Below are 17041 nucleotides of genomic sequence, written 5' to 3' on the forward strand. Positions count from 1 at the left end.
CGCCAGCCGGCCGATCCTGGCGAAGTCGAAGGGCAGGTCGAGCGGCTTCGACTTGCCGGAAACGAAATCCACATAATGCGCCAGCGTGTGCGAGATCACCTCCGGCTGCTCATGGATTTCCTTTTCCATGAAATGCCGGCGGTTGCCCTTGTCGACCATGAAGCTGGTCGACAGCGACTGCTGGCGCTTGCGGTCGACCTTGTTGCCGTCGATGTCGCGGATGGTCACGCTGGCGCGGCGAACCACGGCCCAGTCGCCGTCCTCGAGATAGGTGATCGAGTTGGTGAAAGGCGCCAGCGCGATCGCGTCGGAGCCCAGAAACATCTCGCCATCGCCATGGCCGACGGCCAGAGGCGGACCGTTGCGGGCACCGACGATCAGGTCCCCGTCGCCCTTGAACATGATCGCCAGCGCGAAGGCGCCCGAGAGCCGCTTCAGCGCGTGATGCGCGGCTTCGACCGGCTTCAGCCCCTTGGCGAGCTCGCGCGCCACCAGATGCGCAACGACCTCGGTGTCGGTCTGCGAGGCGAATTTGTAGCCGTCGCGGGTGAGCTCGTCGCGCAGCTCGGCGAAATTCTCGATGATGCCGTTGTGGACGATGGCGACGCCGTTGGAAAAATGCGGGTGCGCGTTGGTCTCGTTGGGCACGCCGTGAGTGGCCCAGCGCGTGTGGCCGATGCCGATCGTGCCCTCGAGCGGCTCGTCCTTCAGCCGCCGTTCGAGGTTGACGAGCTTGCCCTCGGCGCGGCGCCGGCCGAGCTCGCCCTTCTCGATGGTGGCGACGCCAGCCGAGTCATAACCGCGATATTCAAGCCGCTTCAGCGCATCGACAATGAGCGGCGCGACTTGGCTTCGGCCGACAATTCCAATGATACCGCACATTGTTCTGCCCTTCCTTTTTCAGCAGAATATCGGCCTGGACGCCGCTGCCACGATATTATCTCCGCCTGACTGGCAGCTGATCGTTCATTCGAAGGAGTGGCGCTTAATCCGCCGCCGGCTATCGTGTCGGATCACAACCTTGCCCACGAGACGAACTCCGGCGCCACTCGGATAACATCCGGAGATCACGCCGTCGGAGGCTCGGCCGCATCGATGCCCCAGCTATGCGGACTTGGCGCCAGATTCGCCCCGAGTTGCCTCATCGATCAAACAGATGAAGCCGAATTTTCCGTACAGGCTAAAAAGGACGTGGTGCGAAGTGGTGGACAGTTGAAGCATGTCGACGAGCTTAACCTGCGGGGGTCGCGCTGCGTTTCGAGCCGCGTTGGCCATCAAGCGGCAACCCGTCGCGCCGACAATTTCACCAGCAAAGCTCACACGAGTGAGCAAGCTATGCATATCGGCGTTTCTCATCACGGTGATCTACGCCCAATCGGCGCTGTTCGCGGAGGGGCGTACCAAAACGCTCCACTACACTTCCGGCGGCCCGGGCGCTGCAATCGCGACCGCGGGCTTCGACCTCGCCGATGTGCAATCCGTAGAGCAACTCAATGCCTTGCCGGCGGGAATGAAGGGGCTGATATGGCTAAATGAATCCAGCGGAGTGACGCCACGCTTCATCGACAGGGTGAAGCCATTTATCGGCAATCCACGACTGTTCGGTTTTCGCCTCTGCGATGAGCCGGACATAACCGGCAAGTACCATTCCCCGGCGGTTAGTCCGGCAGCCCTGAAAGCCGAAGCGGACTGGATCAGAGCCAATGCCCCCGAGGCAGTCACATTTATTACTTTGATGGACATGGGCTCTTTCGAAGCCCCCAGCTTCATGAATACCTTCAATCCCGCCAACACCGGGATCGACCTCTTCGGCCTGGATCCCTATCCGGTGCGCGGCAGGGCTTTCGATTTGGACTTCATCGATCGAACAGTCGAGGCAGCTGTTGCCGCTGGCATCCCTCTCGATAGGATTGTACCGGTGTTCCAGGCCTTCGGCGGCGGCAGTTGGAAGACGCGTACCGGAGCGGCTACGGACACCTACATACTGCCGACGCCGGACCAGGCGAACCAGATATTCGCGCGCTGGGCCACCTACTCGCCAGCTCCTGTATTCGACTTTGCGTATGCGTGGGGCTCGCAGAACGGAGACATCAAGCTAGGCAGCACCAGCCCTGAGGCGATTAAGCTTCGTTTGGCGTTCAAGGCGCATAACACCGAGCAGTAGCAACAGCCGCGATCATTGAATCGCCGGCACTGAATATTCAGGCGCAGATCCTGGGCATAGGCCGCCGAAACCTAACCGAACAGGCGATGCACCTGACCGTTCAGCTGGATACCGAGTCCTCGGCTGCGAAACTTATGGATGATTGACTTCTTTTCCTGCCAGCGACGCTTCTCGGCTTCACGCTCATGGAACCAAATGACAGCACCAGCGACAAGGCAGCATACGCCAATGCCGAATATGAAGAGAGGATCGCCTTCTTCTCCGCCACCAAAGAATATCGCGGAGACGATAAACACACCGCCTGCAAGCGCGCCAACCTTGGCTACAATGCCGCATCTAGGATGGCATTCTTGTTGGACGCAAAGAAAACGGTAACGTTCAGCAAGGCGCGCTTCGTCCTCGCTCAGATTCAACGCGCAATCCCCATGGACTTCGTGCAGCATATTTCACCCCTTAATCCTTTGCATACTGGGTATCGGCGACAAACGTTTCATTCAAGCGAGGGATAAGTCACGATTTTTTTGCATCGTCTGATGCCGTTGCCGATCGACGATGCAATGCGCGGTAACTTGGTCAAGAGTAATGTTCGGCGCGACCGGCCCCCTGCGAGGCTCGGGTCATCCGCATGGCATCTCGCATAGTCGTGACTCATTGGCTTTGTCATTTGAGGGGTGTCCTCCATTCGCACGGCGGAGCCTCTATCGGGATTTGCTATGACAGCGTCACCCGGCGCCTTGTAGCTAGTCCGTGCCCCCGCCGGTCAGGCCCGGCCCGTGGGCTCCCCCGTTCTCGTGCCGGGCCGCTCGCTCGCAGCAAAATCGTCTCGCTGCTCCGTCCAACGAACCATGTTGGCAACAGCGAATAGGGAGCGTCGGACCTATTTCGCCGAAGGTCTGCTAAGTCCAGCGGTCCAACCAACGCCACTCCAACGGGTGAGTGCCGGGCCGCCATTCACGGTCGGGCGCTGCGTTGAACCAAACGGTGGCGAGTGCTTTTCGAACAAGGCTAACTTGTCGGCATAGCCGATGCGGTTCGCCACTCCGCACCTTTCACATTTGAAGGTCGATATCACCTTGAACCACGACCCTTTTCTCACAAAGGCATGGCCGCATTCCAGACATTTGAATTCCAAGTCGGCATCATTCAGCGCCGCGGACAGGGGCATCGCTCACTCCGAACACCGTGTACCCTCATTCGCAACTACAAGCCGCTCCCAGACTATGAGCAACATCACATGTTAATGCTGGGCCCATTGCGCCTTGATGACATGACTTCAGTCCAAATTACCGAGAAGCGTCCAATTCCCGTTGCAGAGTTCCGGCAGTGACGTTGGACGTGACGAGCGCAAGCCGATGCGCCAACCTCAAGCCGCAGCCAGTTCGGTGCACCGACAAACCGGTTCGAAGACGACCCTCTCGACGACCTGCATCATCCGTTCGCACGGAGAATACATTAGCGGCAGTCGATAAAAGAGCCTAAGCCGGCGTTTAATGTCCCCCAAAGTCGCCACCGGCAAGGCTCGGCAGTTTCTCCTCTTCAATCGCACCTGCGATAACTGCCGGGCCGCCCCGTTTCATGCAAGGTGTCGAAGCCCCGCGCTTATCCGATCTCACAGCGTGTCCGCGATTTTCGAATTCCGATCATTCGCGGCCCGCTGCTCTGCGCTTGGCAGGGTAATGATCTTGAGCAAGTCCCGACCCGGGCATTGCTGCTCCGTCGCAACTAGCGAGATCTCTTTCCTGCATGCGAGGCAGTCGACCGAGACCTGTCCCGGCCTAAGTGTGCTACCTGGCGTGCTGTCGGGGGCGAACCCTTCCAGGATACGGGCCTGACCGAACTCTGCATCGCTTGCCCTTTTGCGCCCCTTGAATCGCAAGCCCCGGCATCAACATCGGTCGCCACCCGACTATGGTCTGACGTCTGCGCGCATTGGTCCGCCTCGTGAAACCTAGAACTCCGTTGCTCATTTAAAACCCGCTGGCGAGCCATAGTCCGTTATCGCCAGTGGACGGCCGCTACGAGTTGCGAAGTCGCGGACATGCATCTGGCAAATGGGGTTCAAAGTGCCAATTCCTCAAAACCTAAACGATAAATACCTCTCGTTTGAATGCCCGGGGTGTCGAACTCCGATCACCCGAAAAGGCACTTGGTTCAAGACCATAGCCAGATTCCGATGCCCGTCATGCGACGCCGTTTTGCACCTTGGATATCCCGAAAAACTGCGCCTCTTCGAGGCCCACCAGCATCTGAGTGTTCGAGTGCCCGAGGGGTCAGCAAGCATTGAAAGCGCCCGCCAGATGGGGGAATGAGCGGGCTCATTCTCAAGATGGCGGCCTCCAACGCGGCTCATCTGGCCGGGCTCTTCAAGAGCCAAAACTATGTCGGCGTCCCTGCCGGCGATTAATGTCTCTCTGCTATCGCCCGATCAGCGTCAGCCCGAAGAGGACGATGAGCCAAAGCCCGGCGGCCGCGACGGCCAGCCGCGGCAACGTGCCTGTCAGATGCATGAACAGCATGGCGATCAGGACCGCCTTCGCGGCAGCGATCGCAAGGTTCAGCGCCACGTTGAAGCCGCCGAGATCAATGAAGGACGAGGCGACTGTCAGCGCCAGCAGCGCGAGCAGCCCGATATAGCCGAAGGTGAGTTTGCGCAGTTCGCTCATCGGTTGATCAGGTAAAGAACGGGGAACATGAACACCCAAATGATGTCGACGAAATGCCAGTAGAGGCCGATGGCCACGACCCGGCGCAGCCGGTTGGCCGGGCTGGCTGCCCCCCAGAGCGCGATCATGCCGGCGATGACGACGATGCCGCCGATCAGGTGCAGCGCATGCAGCGAGGTCATCGCGAAATAGAGGCCGAAGAAGAATTCGGCATGCACGGGATCCGGTCCTGCATAGCGGAACGGGAGGCCGAGAAGTGGCGCCAGTCCCTCGGCGATCTCCTTGCCGTACTCGATCCCCTTCACGATCAGGAAGCACACGCCCAGAGCCGCGGTCGCGACCAGCGCCCAGATCGTCGCGCGCCAACGTCTATGAAGCGCAAGCCCATGCGCCAATGCCATGGTGAAGCTGCTGGTGATCAGCACGGCCGTGTTGAACGTGCCAAGCGGCAGAGAAAGGCGCTTCGAGGCTGCGGCGAAGGCGGGGCCGAAATCGATATGCGCGACGAGGAAGACCAGGAAGATCGCGCCGAACAGCATCGCTTCGGAGCCGATGAACACCCACATCGCGAAAGTGTCGGCGCGCCGTTCGCGCCGGGGCGTGTCGAAAGCGACGCTTTCCGTGCCGCTCATGGAGCCGCCTCCTCCCGGTGCGGGCTGAAGCGTTCGTGCTCCAGCCCTTTCATGTCATAGGCATAGGCCGGTCGCGTCACGATCGGCATGGTTTCGAAATTATGCGGCGGCGGCGGCGAGCTTGTCTGCCATTCGAGCCCGGTGGCGTTCCATGGATTATCGGGCGCGCGGGCGCCGTGAAACAGCGACCAGCCGAGATAGAACAACGGCATCAGATAGCCGATCGCCAGCACCACCGCGCCTGCCGAGGACAAGACGTTCCAGAACTGGAACTCGGGCGGATAGGTGTGATAGCGCCGCGGCATGCCGTCGAAGCCCAGTACAAATTGTGGGAAGAATGTCAGGTTGAAGCCGACGAAGGTGACGATCGCCGCGATCCGCCCCGCCGTTTCCGAATACATGCGGCCGGTCAGCTTAGGCCACCAGAAATGCAGGCCGGCCATATAGGCGGTCACCATGCCGCCGACCATGATGTAGTGGAAGTGCGCGATGACGAAGTAGGTGTCGTGGACATGGACATCAACCGCGAGCGCCGCGAGAAAAAGTCCAGCCAGCCCGCCGAAAGTGAACAGCGCAAGGAAGAATAGGGCGTAGAGCATCGGCGTCTCGAAGCTGATCTCGCCCTTGCGCAGCGTCAGGCTCCAGTTGAAGACCTTGATTGCCGATGGGATCGCGACGCAGAAGGACAGGAACGAGAACACGACGCCGGCATAGGCCGACTGCCCGCTGACGAACATGTGGTGCCCCCAGACCAGGAAGCCGAAGACGGCGATCGCCATCGACGAGATCGCCACCGCATTGTAACCGAACAGCGGCCGGCGGCTGAAGCAGGGCAGCACTTCCGACACCACGCCCATGCCCGGCAGGATCATGATGTAGACGGCCGGGTGCGAGTAGAACCAGAAGAGATGCTGGAAGAGCAGCGGATCACCGCCGAGATCGGGATTGAAGACGCCGATGCCGAAGACGCGCTCCAGCACGATCAGGATCAGTGAGGCGGCAAGCACCGGGGTCGCCAGCACCATCACCAGGCTGGTGGCGTAGAGCGTCCAGACGAAGATCGGCAGGCGGAACCAGGTGAGCCCCGGCGCGCGCAGCGTGTGCACGCTGACAATGAAGTTGATGCCGGTCATGATCGTAGAGAAGCCGACGATAAAGACGCCGAAGGCCGCGGTCGAGACCCAGCCGTTGGCATAGAGCGTCGACAGCGGCGTGTAGAAGGTCCAGCCGGTGTCGACGCCGCCGGCCACCACCGCAAACAGAGCGAACAGGCTGCCAAAGATGAAGACATACCAGCTGGCGAGGTTCAGCCGCGGGAAGGCGAGGTCACGCGCGCCGATCATCAGCGGCAAAAGGAAATTGCCCAATGTCGCCGGGATCGACGGCACCAGGAAGAACCAGACCATGATGATGCCGTGCAGCGAGAACAGCCGGTTGTAGACATCGTCGGAGACCAGATCGCCGGCCGGCGTCGCCAGCTCTATCCGCATCAGCACCGCCATGGCGCCGCCAAGGAAGAAAAAGGCCGTCAGCGAGATCAGGTAAAGCCATGCGACGCGCTTATGGTCGGTGGTCAGCAGCCACGCGCGAGGCCCGGTTCCGTCCCCCAGATAAGTGCCTGGCATCGCCACGTTGGTCATGGCCTGGCTCCAGCCGTTGGTTGAGGCGAAAGCGACTTCAGATAGGCAAGCAGCATCTGCAGCTCGCCTTCGTCGATGAGGCCGTCAAAGCTCGGCATGACCGGCTCGTAGCCTGCGGCGATCTCTTTCTTCGGGTTGAGGATGGAGTCGCGCAGGTAACGCTCGTCGGCGATGACCGTCTGCTGATTGTCGAGCGCCACCGGCCGGCCGAAGATGCCGTCAAGCGACGGCGCCCTCACCTTGCTGCTCGCGCCATGGCAACCGGAGCAGCCGAGCGCGCGAAACAATTTCTCGCCGCCCGCGGCAAGCGTCTCGCCTTCGGCCTGGCTGTTCAGCCACGCAGCATATTGCTCGGGGGCCATAACGGTCACCCAGCCACCCATTTCGGAATGCTGCGTGCCGCAATATTGGGCGCAGAACAGGTGATAGCGGCCGGGCTCGGTGGCGATGAACCAGATATGCGTCGTGCGGCCCGGCACCGCGTCCTGCTTTATGCGGAATGCCGGCACGTAGAAGGAGTGGATGACATCCTGCGCGGCGAGCGACACGACGACGGCCTTGCCGACGGGGACGTGCAGTTCGTTGATCTCGCGCTGGCCACCGGGTTGCCTGAACTCCCACATCCACTGTTTGCCCAGCCCCGTGATTTCGAGCGCGTCAGCCGGCGGATGGTCGCGACGAACGAAAAGCGCCGCGCCCCAGCCGAAGAAGATGAAGGCGATGACCAGGCTGGCAACCGTCCAGCTCATTTCGAGCGGCAGGCTGCGGGACCGCTTGCCCGTTCGATCCGCCTTTGAGCCGACGCGGTATTTCACAGCGTAGCCGACGACGAGACCGGTAAGTGCCAGCCCGAGAACGACTGAAAAAGCGAGCAGCGTATAAAAAAGCGCGTCGACTTGGCCGGCTTCCGATGATGCTTCCTGCGGGAAGAAGGGGATGCCGAAGCTCACCTGGTCCTCCCCCAGCTCTGCCAGAGCACGGTTGCGCCGAGGCCAAGCAGCGTTGCCAGGCTGGCCACTTTCAGCGCCGCCCAGATCGCCGGCGTGTACTGGCCTTTCGAACTGTCGAACCCGGCGCAGAGCAGGAAAATGTGGTCGGCAATCGACCCGAGCCTGTTGGCCGATGCTTCGACCAGCGCAAGCTCGAGGTCGCGTGGCGTGAAGGTCAGCGCCGGCAGTACCTGTGAAATTCGGCCCGACGGTGTGAGCGCGATCACCGCGATCGGATGGACGAACTGATCGATGCCCTTGCGCCGATCAAAAGTGATGCCGGCCTCGTTGGCAAGCGCCGCGCCGGTGCCCTCGCGGCTGGTCAGGAAACGCCAAGCGGGAAGGCCTGCCGGACCGGCAGCGGAGGCGATTTCGGCTTGCGCCGCGGCTGCGTCGGCCGGTGTCTCCTCGGGATCGATCGAGATGAACAGCGCGCGGTAATCCGCTGGGTGAAGCGATGTCTTCTTCAGGTCGGAGGCAACGGCCTGCTGGGTAACGCCGCACAGGTTCGGGCATTTGTCGTAACCGAAGATAACGAGCGCCGGATGGCCGCCCAGCGTTTCGCCAAGCGTCTGCTTACGGCTGCCGGCGTCAACCAACTCGCGGTCCAGCCTCAGCTGCGTGCCGAGCTTCAGATCGAATGTCGGTCGCTCGGCGGCGGGGGCCGCGCCGGCAACGAACAGACAAAGCGCAGCCAACAAGCTTCTCATCGCCCTGCCCCGCCGCCTTGCTTCTGGCATTCCTGCGCCTGAGGCGTTCGAGGAATGGCAGCCGCGAGCAGAGCGCAATCATCGGGTCGCGAGACTGCGGCACCTGTCTGCGACCAATCCGGCAAACCGCTGCTGACAACTGCCCACATGGCGTCGTCGATCGGAATGCGCGCAGTGCCGGCATTGCGGTCGACCCACCCAAGCATTTTCAGCTGGCGGTCCTCCTCGGCGCGGAAGTTGACAAGATCCTGCCTTGGCGCGCTCTGCAAATCGGGAGCTTCCGGGCTGGCGTTCTCGAATTTCGGGAGCCAGCTTGGCGTGGTGTTGAAGACGAGCTTCATGCCGATCGCCGCCAGGGCCAGAAACACCAACAGCCCGCCGCCGAAGGCGAGCAGCACCCGTGGCTGGACATCGCGTGTCTCGGGATGGCGCTGCGCCTTAGCCATGGGCAACCTCCCGCTTCCACCAGACGATCCTGTCCGGCCGGCGCAGCAGGAAAAGGAATAGGGCGAGCCACAGTCCTCCCACTCCAATCCAGGCGACCGCATCATGCCATAGCGCCAGCTGACCGCCGGATAAGAGAGGTGGCCGGACGCGCCAGAACACATCAACGAAATGGCCGGCAAGAACTATGCCTGCCAGCCAGATCAGGCCGTCATGGCTGCGCTTGGGCGGTCGGCTGAGCGAGCCTGCGAAGGCAGCCGCCGGCAAGGCAACCAGCAGCCACAGCAGATACTGCCAGCTGCCAGTGGCCCGGACGATATACCAGTGAATCTCGTCCGGAAGGTCACCGCCCCAAACGACGATCCACTGCATGAAGACGAGGTATATCCAGGTCAGTAGGAAGCCGAACTGCATGTTGGCGAGATCTTCGCTTAGCGAGGTTTCTTCATCTCCCCCCGGCAAGACCTCGACCGCCCGCCTCGCTGCCAACACAAGGACGGCAACCGCGAACGCACCGACCACCTCGGCCGACGTCTCGCAGAGCGCGTAAATGGTCGAGGTGAATTCCGGCTCAAGGGACAGCATCCAGTCGATGGAAAAGATGCTGACGGCAAGCGCATGGAGGATCAGCCCGAGAGCTAATTTCTTGCCATTGCGGCCGTTGGAACTGGCTTCATCGCTTGTCGCGTCGAGCACCATCCAGGTCAGAACGAGCCAGATTGCAGCGCAGACGGCGCAACGCAGCAGGAAGAACGGCACGTTGAGATAGGCGAGCTTCTCGCGGACCTTCTCCGGCAGCATCCCGGAGTCGGCCCCGGCCCAAGGAAAGACCAAATCGAGCCTCATCAGCACGGGCAGGAGCAAGACGAGCGCAAACGGCAGCATCGCGATCATGATCCGCAAAGGCTGACGGACGGCCTCGCCCCAGCGTCCGCCGGTCAGCCCGTGCACCATCAATATGGTCAGTGCCCCGAGCGACAGGCTGAGCGCAAAGAGAGCCGCCGCGAGCCAGGCGCCAAGCATCGCTTTGGCATCGAGCGGTGCGCCAAGAGCGCAGAGGACAAGACCCGCAATGCCGACGGCCGCAAAACCCTGCTCGAGGCGGCTCATGGCGATGCCTCCGCTTCGAGCCGTCCGCGCAGGCTTTGAGGCAGTTCGGCGACTGGAGCGTGGCGCGAATACTGCAGCGCGCGGATATAGGCCACGATCGCCCAGCGATCCTGCGGCGGCACGCGCGCGGCGTAGGAATACATGGCGCCATAGCCGTTGGTGATGACGTCGTAGAAGTGCCGGTCCGAAGCCTTGCGCAACGCGTCCTGGTGATAACTCGGCGGGGCCGGGAAGCCGCGCTCAACGATCATCCCGCGGCCGTCGCCGGTGCGGCCGTGGCAGGGCGAGCAGAAGATGTCGAAACGCTGCCGGCCACGCTGCAGCAGCTCGATCGTGATTGGGTAGGGCATTCTGTCCGGGACCGGCGTCAGATCGGCATCGCGCGCCACGGTTCCCGCCACCGGCGTTCTGGCCGACATGCCGTCGGCGAACTGGTTGCTCGCCTCAAGTGGATCGTAGCGCGGCTGGTCCTCCATATCGTGCCGGCAGCCGGCGATGGCCAGCGCGCCGAACACGATCGTGACGCGCAGGACGCTCACGCCTTGACCTCTTCGACGACCTCGGCGCCGAGCCGCGTCAGCTGCCCCTTGGTCACGCCCTTGCGGTACTTCGGATCCGCCGCTTCGATCAGCAGATAGAACTGGCCTCCGCGCGCATAGCTGAAGCTCTCGGCGTTGAAGATCGGATGATGGTAGCGAGGCAGCCCGTTGGCCGCGAGCAGGCCCAGAAAGCCGGCGAAGGCTGCGCCAAGGATGCCGGCCTCGAAGGCGATGACGACGAAAGGCGGCCAGGAATGCAGCGGACGCCCGCCAACATTGATGGGATAGTCGATTTCGACGGAATACCAGATCAGACCATAGACGAGAGCAGCACCAGCAATGCCGCCGGCGAGCACGACCCAGGGCAGCCGCGTCTTCGGGATTTCCAATATCCCGTCCAGCTCCTTCACCGGAAACGGCGAGAACGCGTCCATACGCCGATAGCCGCGCTCGCGCATGCCGCGCGCTGCCTCGACGAGCCCTTCGGAATCGGCAAACACCGCCATGACACCATAGAGACTCATCTGAGCTTATCCTCTTCTTCAGCCAATTCCTCGACTTCGAAGATGGTGATCGCCGGCAGGATGCGGATGAACAGGAAGACCAACGCGAAGAAAGTGCCGATCGAGCCGAACAGAATGCCGAAATCGAGCCAGGTCAGCGACTGCTCACCCCAGGCCGAAGGCAGGTAGTCGCGGCTGGGCCCCGTCACGACGATGATGTAGCGCTCGATCCACATGCCGGTGTTGATGGCAATGGCGATCGCAAACAGCAGCGGCATGTTGCGGCGGATGCGCCTGAACCAAAGCAGTTGCAGCACACCGCAATTCAGGCCGAGCATCGTCCAGAACAACGGCGAATACGGACCTAGCGCGCGCTCGGCCATCATGGCGCGTTCATAGGGCTCACCCGAATACCAGGCGAAGAATGCCTCCGAGACATAGCCATAGGCGACGACCATGCCGGCTGCGATCATCAGCTTGGCGGCATTGTCCATGTGCCTGAGCGTGATCATATCCCGGACCGAAAAAGCCCAGCGCAGCGGAATGGCGATGGTGAGCACCATGGCGAAGCCCGAAAGCAGCGCGCCGGCGACGAAATAGGGAGGGAAGATCGTCGAGTGGTAGCCGGGCGTGATCGCGAAGGTGAAATCGAGCGAGACGATCGAATGCACCGAGACAACGAGCGGCGTGGCCAGGGCGGCTAACAGAAAATAGACGACCTGGTAGCGTGACCAATGAAATGCCGAGCCGCGCCAGCCGAGCGCCAATATGCCGTAGAAGAGCTGCGCCCCTCTCGACCTTGCGCGGTCGCGCAGCACCGCCAGATCGGGCAGAAGCCCCATATACCAGAACAGCAGCGAGACTGTCGCGTAGGTGGCGATCGCTGCGAAATCCCAGACCAAGGGGCTACGCCATTGCGGCCAGTGCATATGCACATTGGGCAGCGGCAGCAGCCAGTAAAAGAACCAGGGACGGCCGAGATGCAGGATAGGGAACAAGCCGGCCATGGCGACCGCAAACAGCGTCATGGCTTCGGCAAAGCGGTTGATCGAGGCGCGCCATGGCTGGCGTAACAGCAACAGCACCGCCGAGATCAGCGTGCCGGCATGGCCGATGCCGATCCACCAGACGAAATTGGAGATCATCGTGCCCCAGACCACGGGCACGTTGATGCCGTAGGCGCCGACGCCGACCGCGATCAGGTAGGTAATCGAGTAGAGGAAGAGCAGGACGAGCAGGAAGCAGAGAAGGAACGCTATCCAGAAATGACGCGGCAGGCGGCCGTTGAGAACGATCGAGCCGATGCGTCCGCTGATCTCGGGAAAATCGTGGCGGCCACGCAGGACGGCAGGGCTGTTCGTGCTCGCTTCAGCCATCGGTCGCCTCGCCTGTCTTGGCAAGCTTGCCGTTCGGGTTGGAGATCTTGCCGAGATAGGTGGTGCGCGGCCGTGTGTTCAACTCTTCGAGCAGTGCGTAATTCTGCGGCGCGCTTTTCTCGCGGACGACCCTTGCATCTTTCTTGTTGCGATCGCCGAAGGTGATGGCCTGGGTGGGGCACGCCTGTTGGCAGGCGGTGACCACTTCGCCATCGGCAATGTCGCGATTTTCGATCTGCGCCTGGATGCGCTTGGCGCTGATGCGCTGGACGCAGTAGGTGCATTTCTCCATCACGCCGCGCGAGCGCACGCTGACATTGGGGTTGTGCACGCCCTGCTCCGGACCCGCGTCGTCCTTGTCGAAGGATTGGTGGTCGAGGAAGTTGAAGCGCCGCACCTTGTAGGGGCAGTTCTGCGAGCAATAGCGCGTGCCGATGCAGCGATTGTAGACCTGCGCGTTCAGGCCGTCATGCGTATGCACCGTGGCGTTGACCGGGCAGACAACCTCGCATGGCGCCTTCTCGCAATGCATGCAGGGAACCGGCTGGAAGAACGTGTCAGGCGCTTCGACCGGTCCGGCATAGTAGCGGTCTACCCGCAGCCAGTGCATCTCCTGTCCACGCTCGCATTCGTCCGGTCCCACCGGCGCGATGTTATTCTCCGCCTGGCACGCCGAGACGCAGGCCATGCAGCCGATGCAGGCCGAAAGGTCGATCGCCATCGCCCAGGCTTCCTGGTCGTAGGGCCAATCGGGATAGAGCGTTTCCTTTGGTGACGGCGGCACATCCTTGCGGACGAAATCCGGATTCCGCCGGAAAGCATCGAGCGACGCATGGCGGATGATGGCGCGACCCTCCATCGCCTGGTGATGCTGTGTGGTGATGACCCGCACGCTGTTCTGGCGCGGCGTAAGGGTGGCACCGGTCGCTATCCATTCCGCCCCGCTGCGCAAACGGAATGCGTCATAGCCTTCCGCCAACGCGGCAACGGAACCGGCCCTGCGTCCGAAGCCGAAGGAGAGCGTCACGCTCTCGTCCGGATGCCCAGGCACGATCCAGGCCGGCGCATCGATGTCCGCGCCGTTGAGTGCGACGTTGATGATCTTGCCGTTCTCGATTTTCAATCGCTCCGCGGTGGCAGGCGAGATGAGCGCCGCATTGCCCCAAACGATCTTGGTCAGCGGCCGTGGCAGCTCCTGCAGCCATGATGCGTTGGCAAAACGGCCGTCGCGCAGCCACGGATCGGCGACGAAGCGTATGTCGATGCCGTCGGCCGCCTTCGCCGCCGGCCTTAAGCCGCCCAGATCCGGCGGCACGGTGACGGATATGGGCTTGGCGGCGCTGTTCGGCACGATGCAATCGCGTAGCGCCTTCTTCCACGCATCGTCATCGAGCGCAGCCCAATGTTGCCGGACGGGCGCCAGCGGATCGGCCTCGAACTGGCCGCCAAGCACGGCAAGCAGTTCATGCATGGTCCTGCCGTCGTAAAGCGGCTTGATCAGCGGCTGCACCAGCGAAGCGGTTCCGTCATAGGCGCGGATGTCGCTCCAGCTCTCCAGCTCATGCGCCGCAGGCACATGCCAGTGCGCCAGGAACGCCGTCTCGTCGCGGTAGAGCCCATGATGGACCATGAACTTCAGGCTAGAGAACGCCTTATGCGCGTCGAGCCTCGTCGGAGCCGTGTGCAACGGGTTTGCGCCCAGCACCACGACCGTGTCGATTGCGCCATCTCCGATTGCCCCACATAGCCGGGCTAAATCGCCATCGACCTGCAATGCATCCGGCGGCTCGATCAGCTGGACCGTGTTGCCGAGCGCGCCAAGCTTCGCATTGGCAGACAAAGCGGCGGCTTGAACGAAGGCGCTCTGATGCCCCCCTGCAACGACCAATGCGTTGCGGTCTGCCGCCTTCAGGTCGTCGGCTAGCGCCGTCATCCAGGCCTGGTCGATCGGCGATGCGGAACGTCCGGCTTGGCCGGTCAACGCCGCGTTCAATCCGGCGGCCACGGCTTCGACCTCACTCGGCTTGATCGCAAACCGGTGATCGGCAGCGGCCCCGGTGATTGTCGGCGTCGACTCCACCGCATAGAGCCGGCTCATCCGGTCGTTTGGGCTGCGCACACGTCGTCGCGCAGCGAAGTCGTGCGCGTAAGCAAGCCGCCCCGGCCCCTCGCCAAGGAAATCGGCGTCAAGACTGACGATCGTTTCGGCACGATCGAAGCGGTAGACCGGCGTCAGCGCCGATCCGAACAATGCATGGGACGCCTCCGCCGCCGCCGGTATCGCCAATGGGTCGTGGCGGTAGATTTTCAGTTTCGGATAGCGTGCCCGCAGCGCATCCAATTGTGCCGCAAGAGTGGGCGATGCAGAGGCATCGAGAAGCAACGCACCGCCCTGCCCCTGTGACACCGTCCATCGCGAAAAGAGCCCCGCCATGTCCTTGAGGAAGTGGCCATAGGATGCCGGCTGGCCATCCTTGAGCGGCGTGCGCGAGCGGTCGGGATCGAACAGCGTCAGCACAGCTGCCTGCATCACGGCGTCGGTCGCGCCGCGCGACGCCGTGTGATCGGGATTGCCCTCGATCTTGATCGGCCGCCCTTCATGGCTTTCGACGATCGCGCCGATGCCGAAGCCGTCGCTCGACAGCGTCGTCGCGTAATAAACCGGCTTGCCGGGAATGAGTATCTCCGGCTGGCGCACATAGGGCACGATGCTTTCCGCTCTGCTGCAGGCCGCCAACCCCGCAAGGGACAGCGATGCGCCCATCAGCTTCAGCAGCGTCCGCCGGTTCGGTCTTGCCGGCAAACGCTCGGCAATGGCCGGGAATTCGGCTTCGACGAAGCGGCGGAACTCGGCCGTGCCCGCAATCTCGTCGAGGCTGCGCCACATCTCGTGACCGCTCGCAAGCTGTTTGCGCAGGGCCGCGATGTCGATGCCGAAACCTGGCCCTTTTTCAGCGATGGCAGACATAGCAATCCGTCATCGTGTCGGGATGGATGTCGAGCATGCCGATCAGTTGCCGCCTGATCTCATCGATGTCCGCAGGCGGCTGCCAGTGCATCAGGAACACGTCCTGCGGCGGACGCAGATTGGGTCCGGGATTGCGATGGCAGCCGAGGCACCATTCCATGCTCAGCGTATGCGCCCGCCTTGTCAGCGGCATCTGGTCGACCTCGCCATGGCAGGTCTCGCAGGCGACGCCCTTGTTGACGTGGATTGCGTGATTGAAGAAGACGAAGTCGGGCACGCTGTTGACGCGCTGCCATTCGATCGGCTTGCCGCTGACAAGACTGGCCCGGACCGGCGCCAGCATGTTGGCATTCGTGAAAAGCTGCGAATGGCAGGTCATGCAGACTTCGGTGGCCGGCAGGCCCGCCGAAGACGAGCTTTCGACGCCGTTGTGGCAATAGCGACAGTCGATGCCGAGCTGGCCGACATGGTGCTTATGACTGAACGGCACCGGCTGCGCCAATGGCTCACCTACTCCCGTTATCAGGTCCGAACGGGGAAGGACTGTCCCGATCGCCGCGGCGATCAGCAGAGCGGCACAGCTTCCCCAGATTACAAAGCGCGCAACGCCATTGGCGTTTTTCGAGAAGATCTGCGGCATCCCCTCGCCGATTCTGCTGAAGGCAAACTCAGAGTTGACGGCCCTTAACGGTGCTTTCGTCACGAAGGTTCCGGGCCCGTGCCGGAATCACAGAATGGTGACCTTCAGCGACGGCGGGTTTCGAATTATTCCGCAACCAAGATCGGCGACGAAGTCATCGCCTATGCTTTGCCGGGGGTGAGGTCGCGGGCTGCATGCAACGCTTGGAGCCGCTAGCCTGTCCGGCCGCCATGTGGTCCGGCCCCCGCCTGCCTTCTGTTGCCCACTCCTGCGCTTCGGCGCCTGGCGAGGGAGTACATCCAGATAAAGATCAGAATCACGGGAATGCCGGCAACGACCAGCATCCATATGCCGATGTGAAACATGGACGTCTCTGTGTCTCGGACCGCGTATCGGGGTCAGGCGCGGATGAAATCGGGCTTCGATACTCAAACCAGCGTGGGAAAGAACAGTTCCAAGAGCGACCGAGCGGAGAGCCGCCGATAGTGGCGACGCGCGTAATCTCTGCTCCTGCGAGGCGTTTCGATCTGATCATATCGTCGACAAGCGCCGCGGCGTGCGGGGATCGAGACTGTGCTTCCGCAAGCAGGCGCGCCGGCGGTGCGCCAACCGGTGAAAGGGTAAACTGTTCCGCTTTCGGAACGGAGACCGCACACCAGTCGT

General features: G+C 62.2%; 14 protein-coding genes and 1 pseudogene. 1 reads left to right on the plus strand and 14 read right to left on the minus strand.

What is annotated here, in order from left to right:
• A pseudogene (locus tag FJW06_RS21255) lies at positions 1 to 882 on the minus strand (glutamine--fructose-6-phosphate aminotransferase); the annotation flags it as partial.
• Between the two features lie 385 nt (positions 883 to 1267).
• On the opposite strand from FJW06_RS21255, the gene FJW06_RS21260 reads away from it, so the two are divergent.
• Complete coding sequence (locus FJW06_RS21260) at positions 1268 to 2164, plus strand: hypothetical protein (RefSeq protein WP_246674761.1); 897 nt, start codon at positions 1268 to 1270, stop codon at positions 2162 to 2164.
• A gap of 71 nt (positions 2165 to 2235) precedes the next feature.
• On the opposite strand, the gene FJW06_RS21265 is transcribed toward FJW06_RS21260, so the two are convergent.
• The 13 genes from FJW06_RS21265 to FJW06_RS21330 all read right to left on the minus strand — a co-directional run bounded on the left by FJW06_RS21265 (position 2236) and on the right by FJW06_RS21330 (position 16228).
• Positions 2236 to 2607, minus strand: a complete 372-nt coding sequence (locus FJW06_RS21265) for a hypothetical protein (protein WP_140754161.1) — start codon at positions 2605 to 2607, stop codon at positions 2236 to 2238.
• 1971 nt (positions 2608 to 4578) lie between these two features.
• A complete protein-coding gene (locus tag FJW06_RS21275; RefSeq protein ID WP_140754163.1) occupies positions 4579 to 4827 on the minus strand; it encodes a cytochrome C oxidase subunit IV family protein in 249 nt (82 codons plus the stop codon).
• Complete coding sequence (locus FJW06_RS21280; RefSeq protein ID WP_140754164.1) at positions 4824 to 5459, minus strand: cytochrome c oxidase subunit 3; 636 nt, start codon at positions 5457 to 5459, stop codon at positions 4824 to 4826. Before FJW06_RS21280 ends, FJW06_RS21275 begins: the two co-directional genes overlap by 4 nt.
• Entirely contained in the window at positions 5456 to 7099 is a 1644-nt protein-coding gene (ctaD, locus tag FJW06_RS21285) for a cytochrome c oxidase subunit I (RefSeq protein WP_140754165.1), read from the minus strand. Before ctaD ends, FJW06_RS21280 begins: the two co-directional genes overlap by 4 nt.
• A complete protein-coding gene (coxB, locus tag FJW06_RS21290) occupies positions 7096 to 8049 on the minus strand; it encodes a cytochrome c oxidase subunit II (RefSeq protein ID WP_140754166.1) in 954 nt (317 codons plus the stop codon). The genes ctaD and coxB overlap by 4 nt, the downstream gene beginning before the upstream one ends.
• Positions 8046 to 8786 carry an SCO family protein gene (locus tag FJW06_RS21295; RefSeq protein WP_181178493.1) on the minus strand — a complete coding sequence of 247 codons (741 nt, stop codon included), beginning with the start codon at positions 8784 to 8786 and terminating at the stop codon, positions 8046 to 8048. The genes coxB and FJW06_RS21295 overlap by 4 nt, the downstream gene beginning before the upstream one ends.
• Positions 8787 to 8794: 8 nt before the next feature.
• Positions 8795 to 9244: a hypothetical protein gene (locus tag FJW06_RS21300; RefSeq protein WP_140754168.1), complete on the minus strand. Its 450-nt coding sequence runs from the start codon at positions 9242 to 9244 to the stop codon at positions 8795 to 8797.
• Positions 9237 to 10352, minus strand: a complete 1116-nt coding sequence (locus FJW06_RS21305; RefSeq protein ID WP_140754169.1) for a hypothetical protein — start codon at positions 10350 to 10352, stop codon at positions 9237 to 9239. The genes FJW06_RS21300 and FJW06_RS21305 overlap by 8 nt, the downstream gene beginning before the upstream one ends.
• A complete protein-coding gene (locus tag FJW06_RS21310; RefSeq protein WP_140754170.1) occupies positions 10349 to 10891 on the minus strand; it encodes a cytochrome c in 543 nt (180 codons plus the stop codon). Before FJW06_RS21310 ends, FJW06_RS21305 begins: the two co-directional genes overlap by 4 nt.
• Positions 10888 to 11415 carry a DUF3341 domain-containing protein gene (locus tag FJW06_RS21315; RefSeq protein ID WP_140754171.1) on the minus strand — a complete coding sequence of 176 codons (528 nt, stop codon included), beginning with the start codon at positions 11413 to 11415 and terminating at the stop codon, positions 10888 to 10890. The genes FJW06_RS21310 and FJW06_RS21315 overlap by 4 nt, the downstream gene beginning before the upstream one ends.
• Positions 11412 to 12770, minus strand: coding sequence for an NrfD/PsrC family molybdoenzyme membrane anchor subunit (gene nrfD / locus FJW06_RS21320; protein ID WP_140754173.1), 1359 nt, complete (start codon positions 12768 to 12770; stop codon positions 11412 to 11414). Before nrfD ends, FJW06_RS21315 begins: the two co-directional genes overlap by 4 nt.
• Positions 12763 to 15738: a TAT-variant-translocated molybdopterin oxidoreductase gene (locus tag FJW06_RS21325; protein WP_140754175.1), complete on the minus strand. Its 2976-nt coding sequence runs from the start codon at positions 15736 to 15738 to the stop codon at positions 12763 to 12765. Before FJW06_RS21325 ends, nrfD begins: the two co-directional genes overlap by 8 nt.
• Positions 15722 to 16228 carry a cytochrome c3 family protein gene (locus FJW06_RS21330; RefSeq protein ID WP_246674762.1) on the minus strand — a complete coding sequence of 169 codons (507 nt, stop codon included), beginning with the start codon at positions 16226 to 16228 and terminating at the stop codon, positions 15722 to 15724. Before FJW06_RS21330 ends, FJW06_RS21325 begins: the two co-directional genes overlap by 17 nt.
• Positions 16229 to 17041 lie beyond the last annotated feature (813 nt).

The sequence above is a fragment of the Mesorhizobium sp. B4-1-3 genome (assembly GCF_006439355.1).
Lineage (GTDB): Bacteria > Pseudomonadota > Alphaproteobacteria > Rhizobiales > Rhizobiaceae > Mesorhizobium.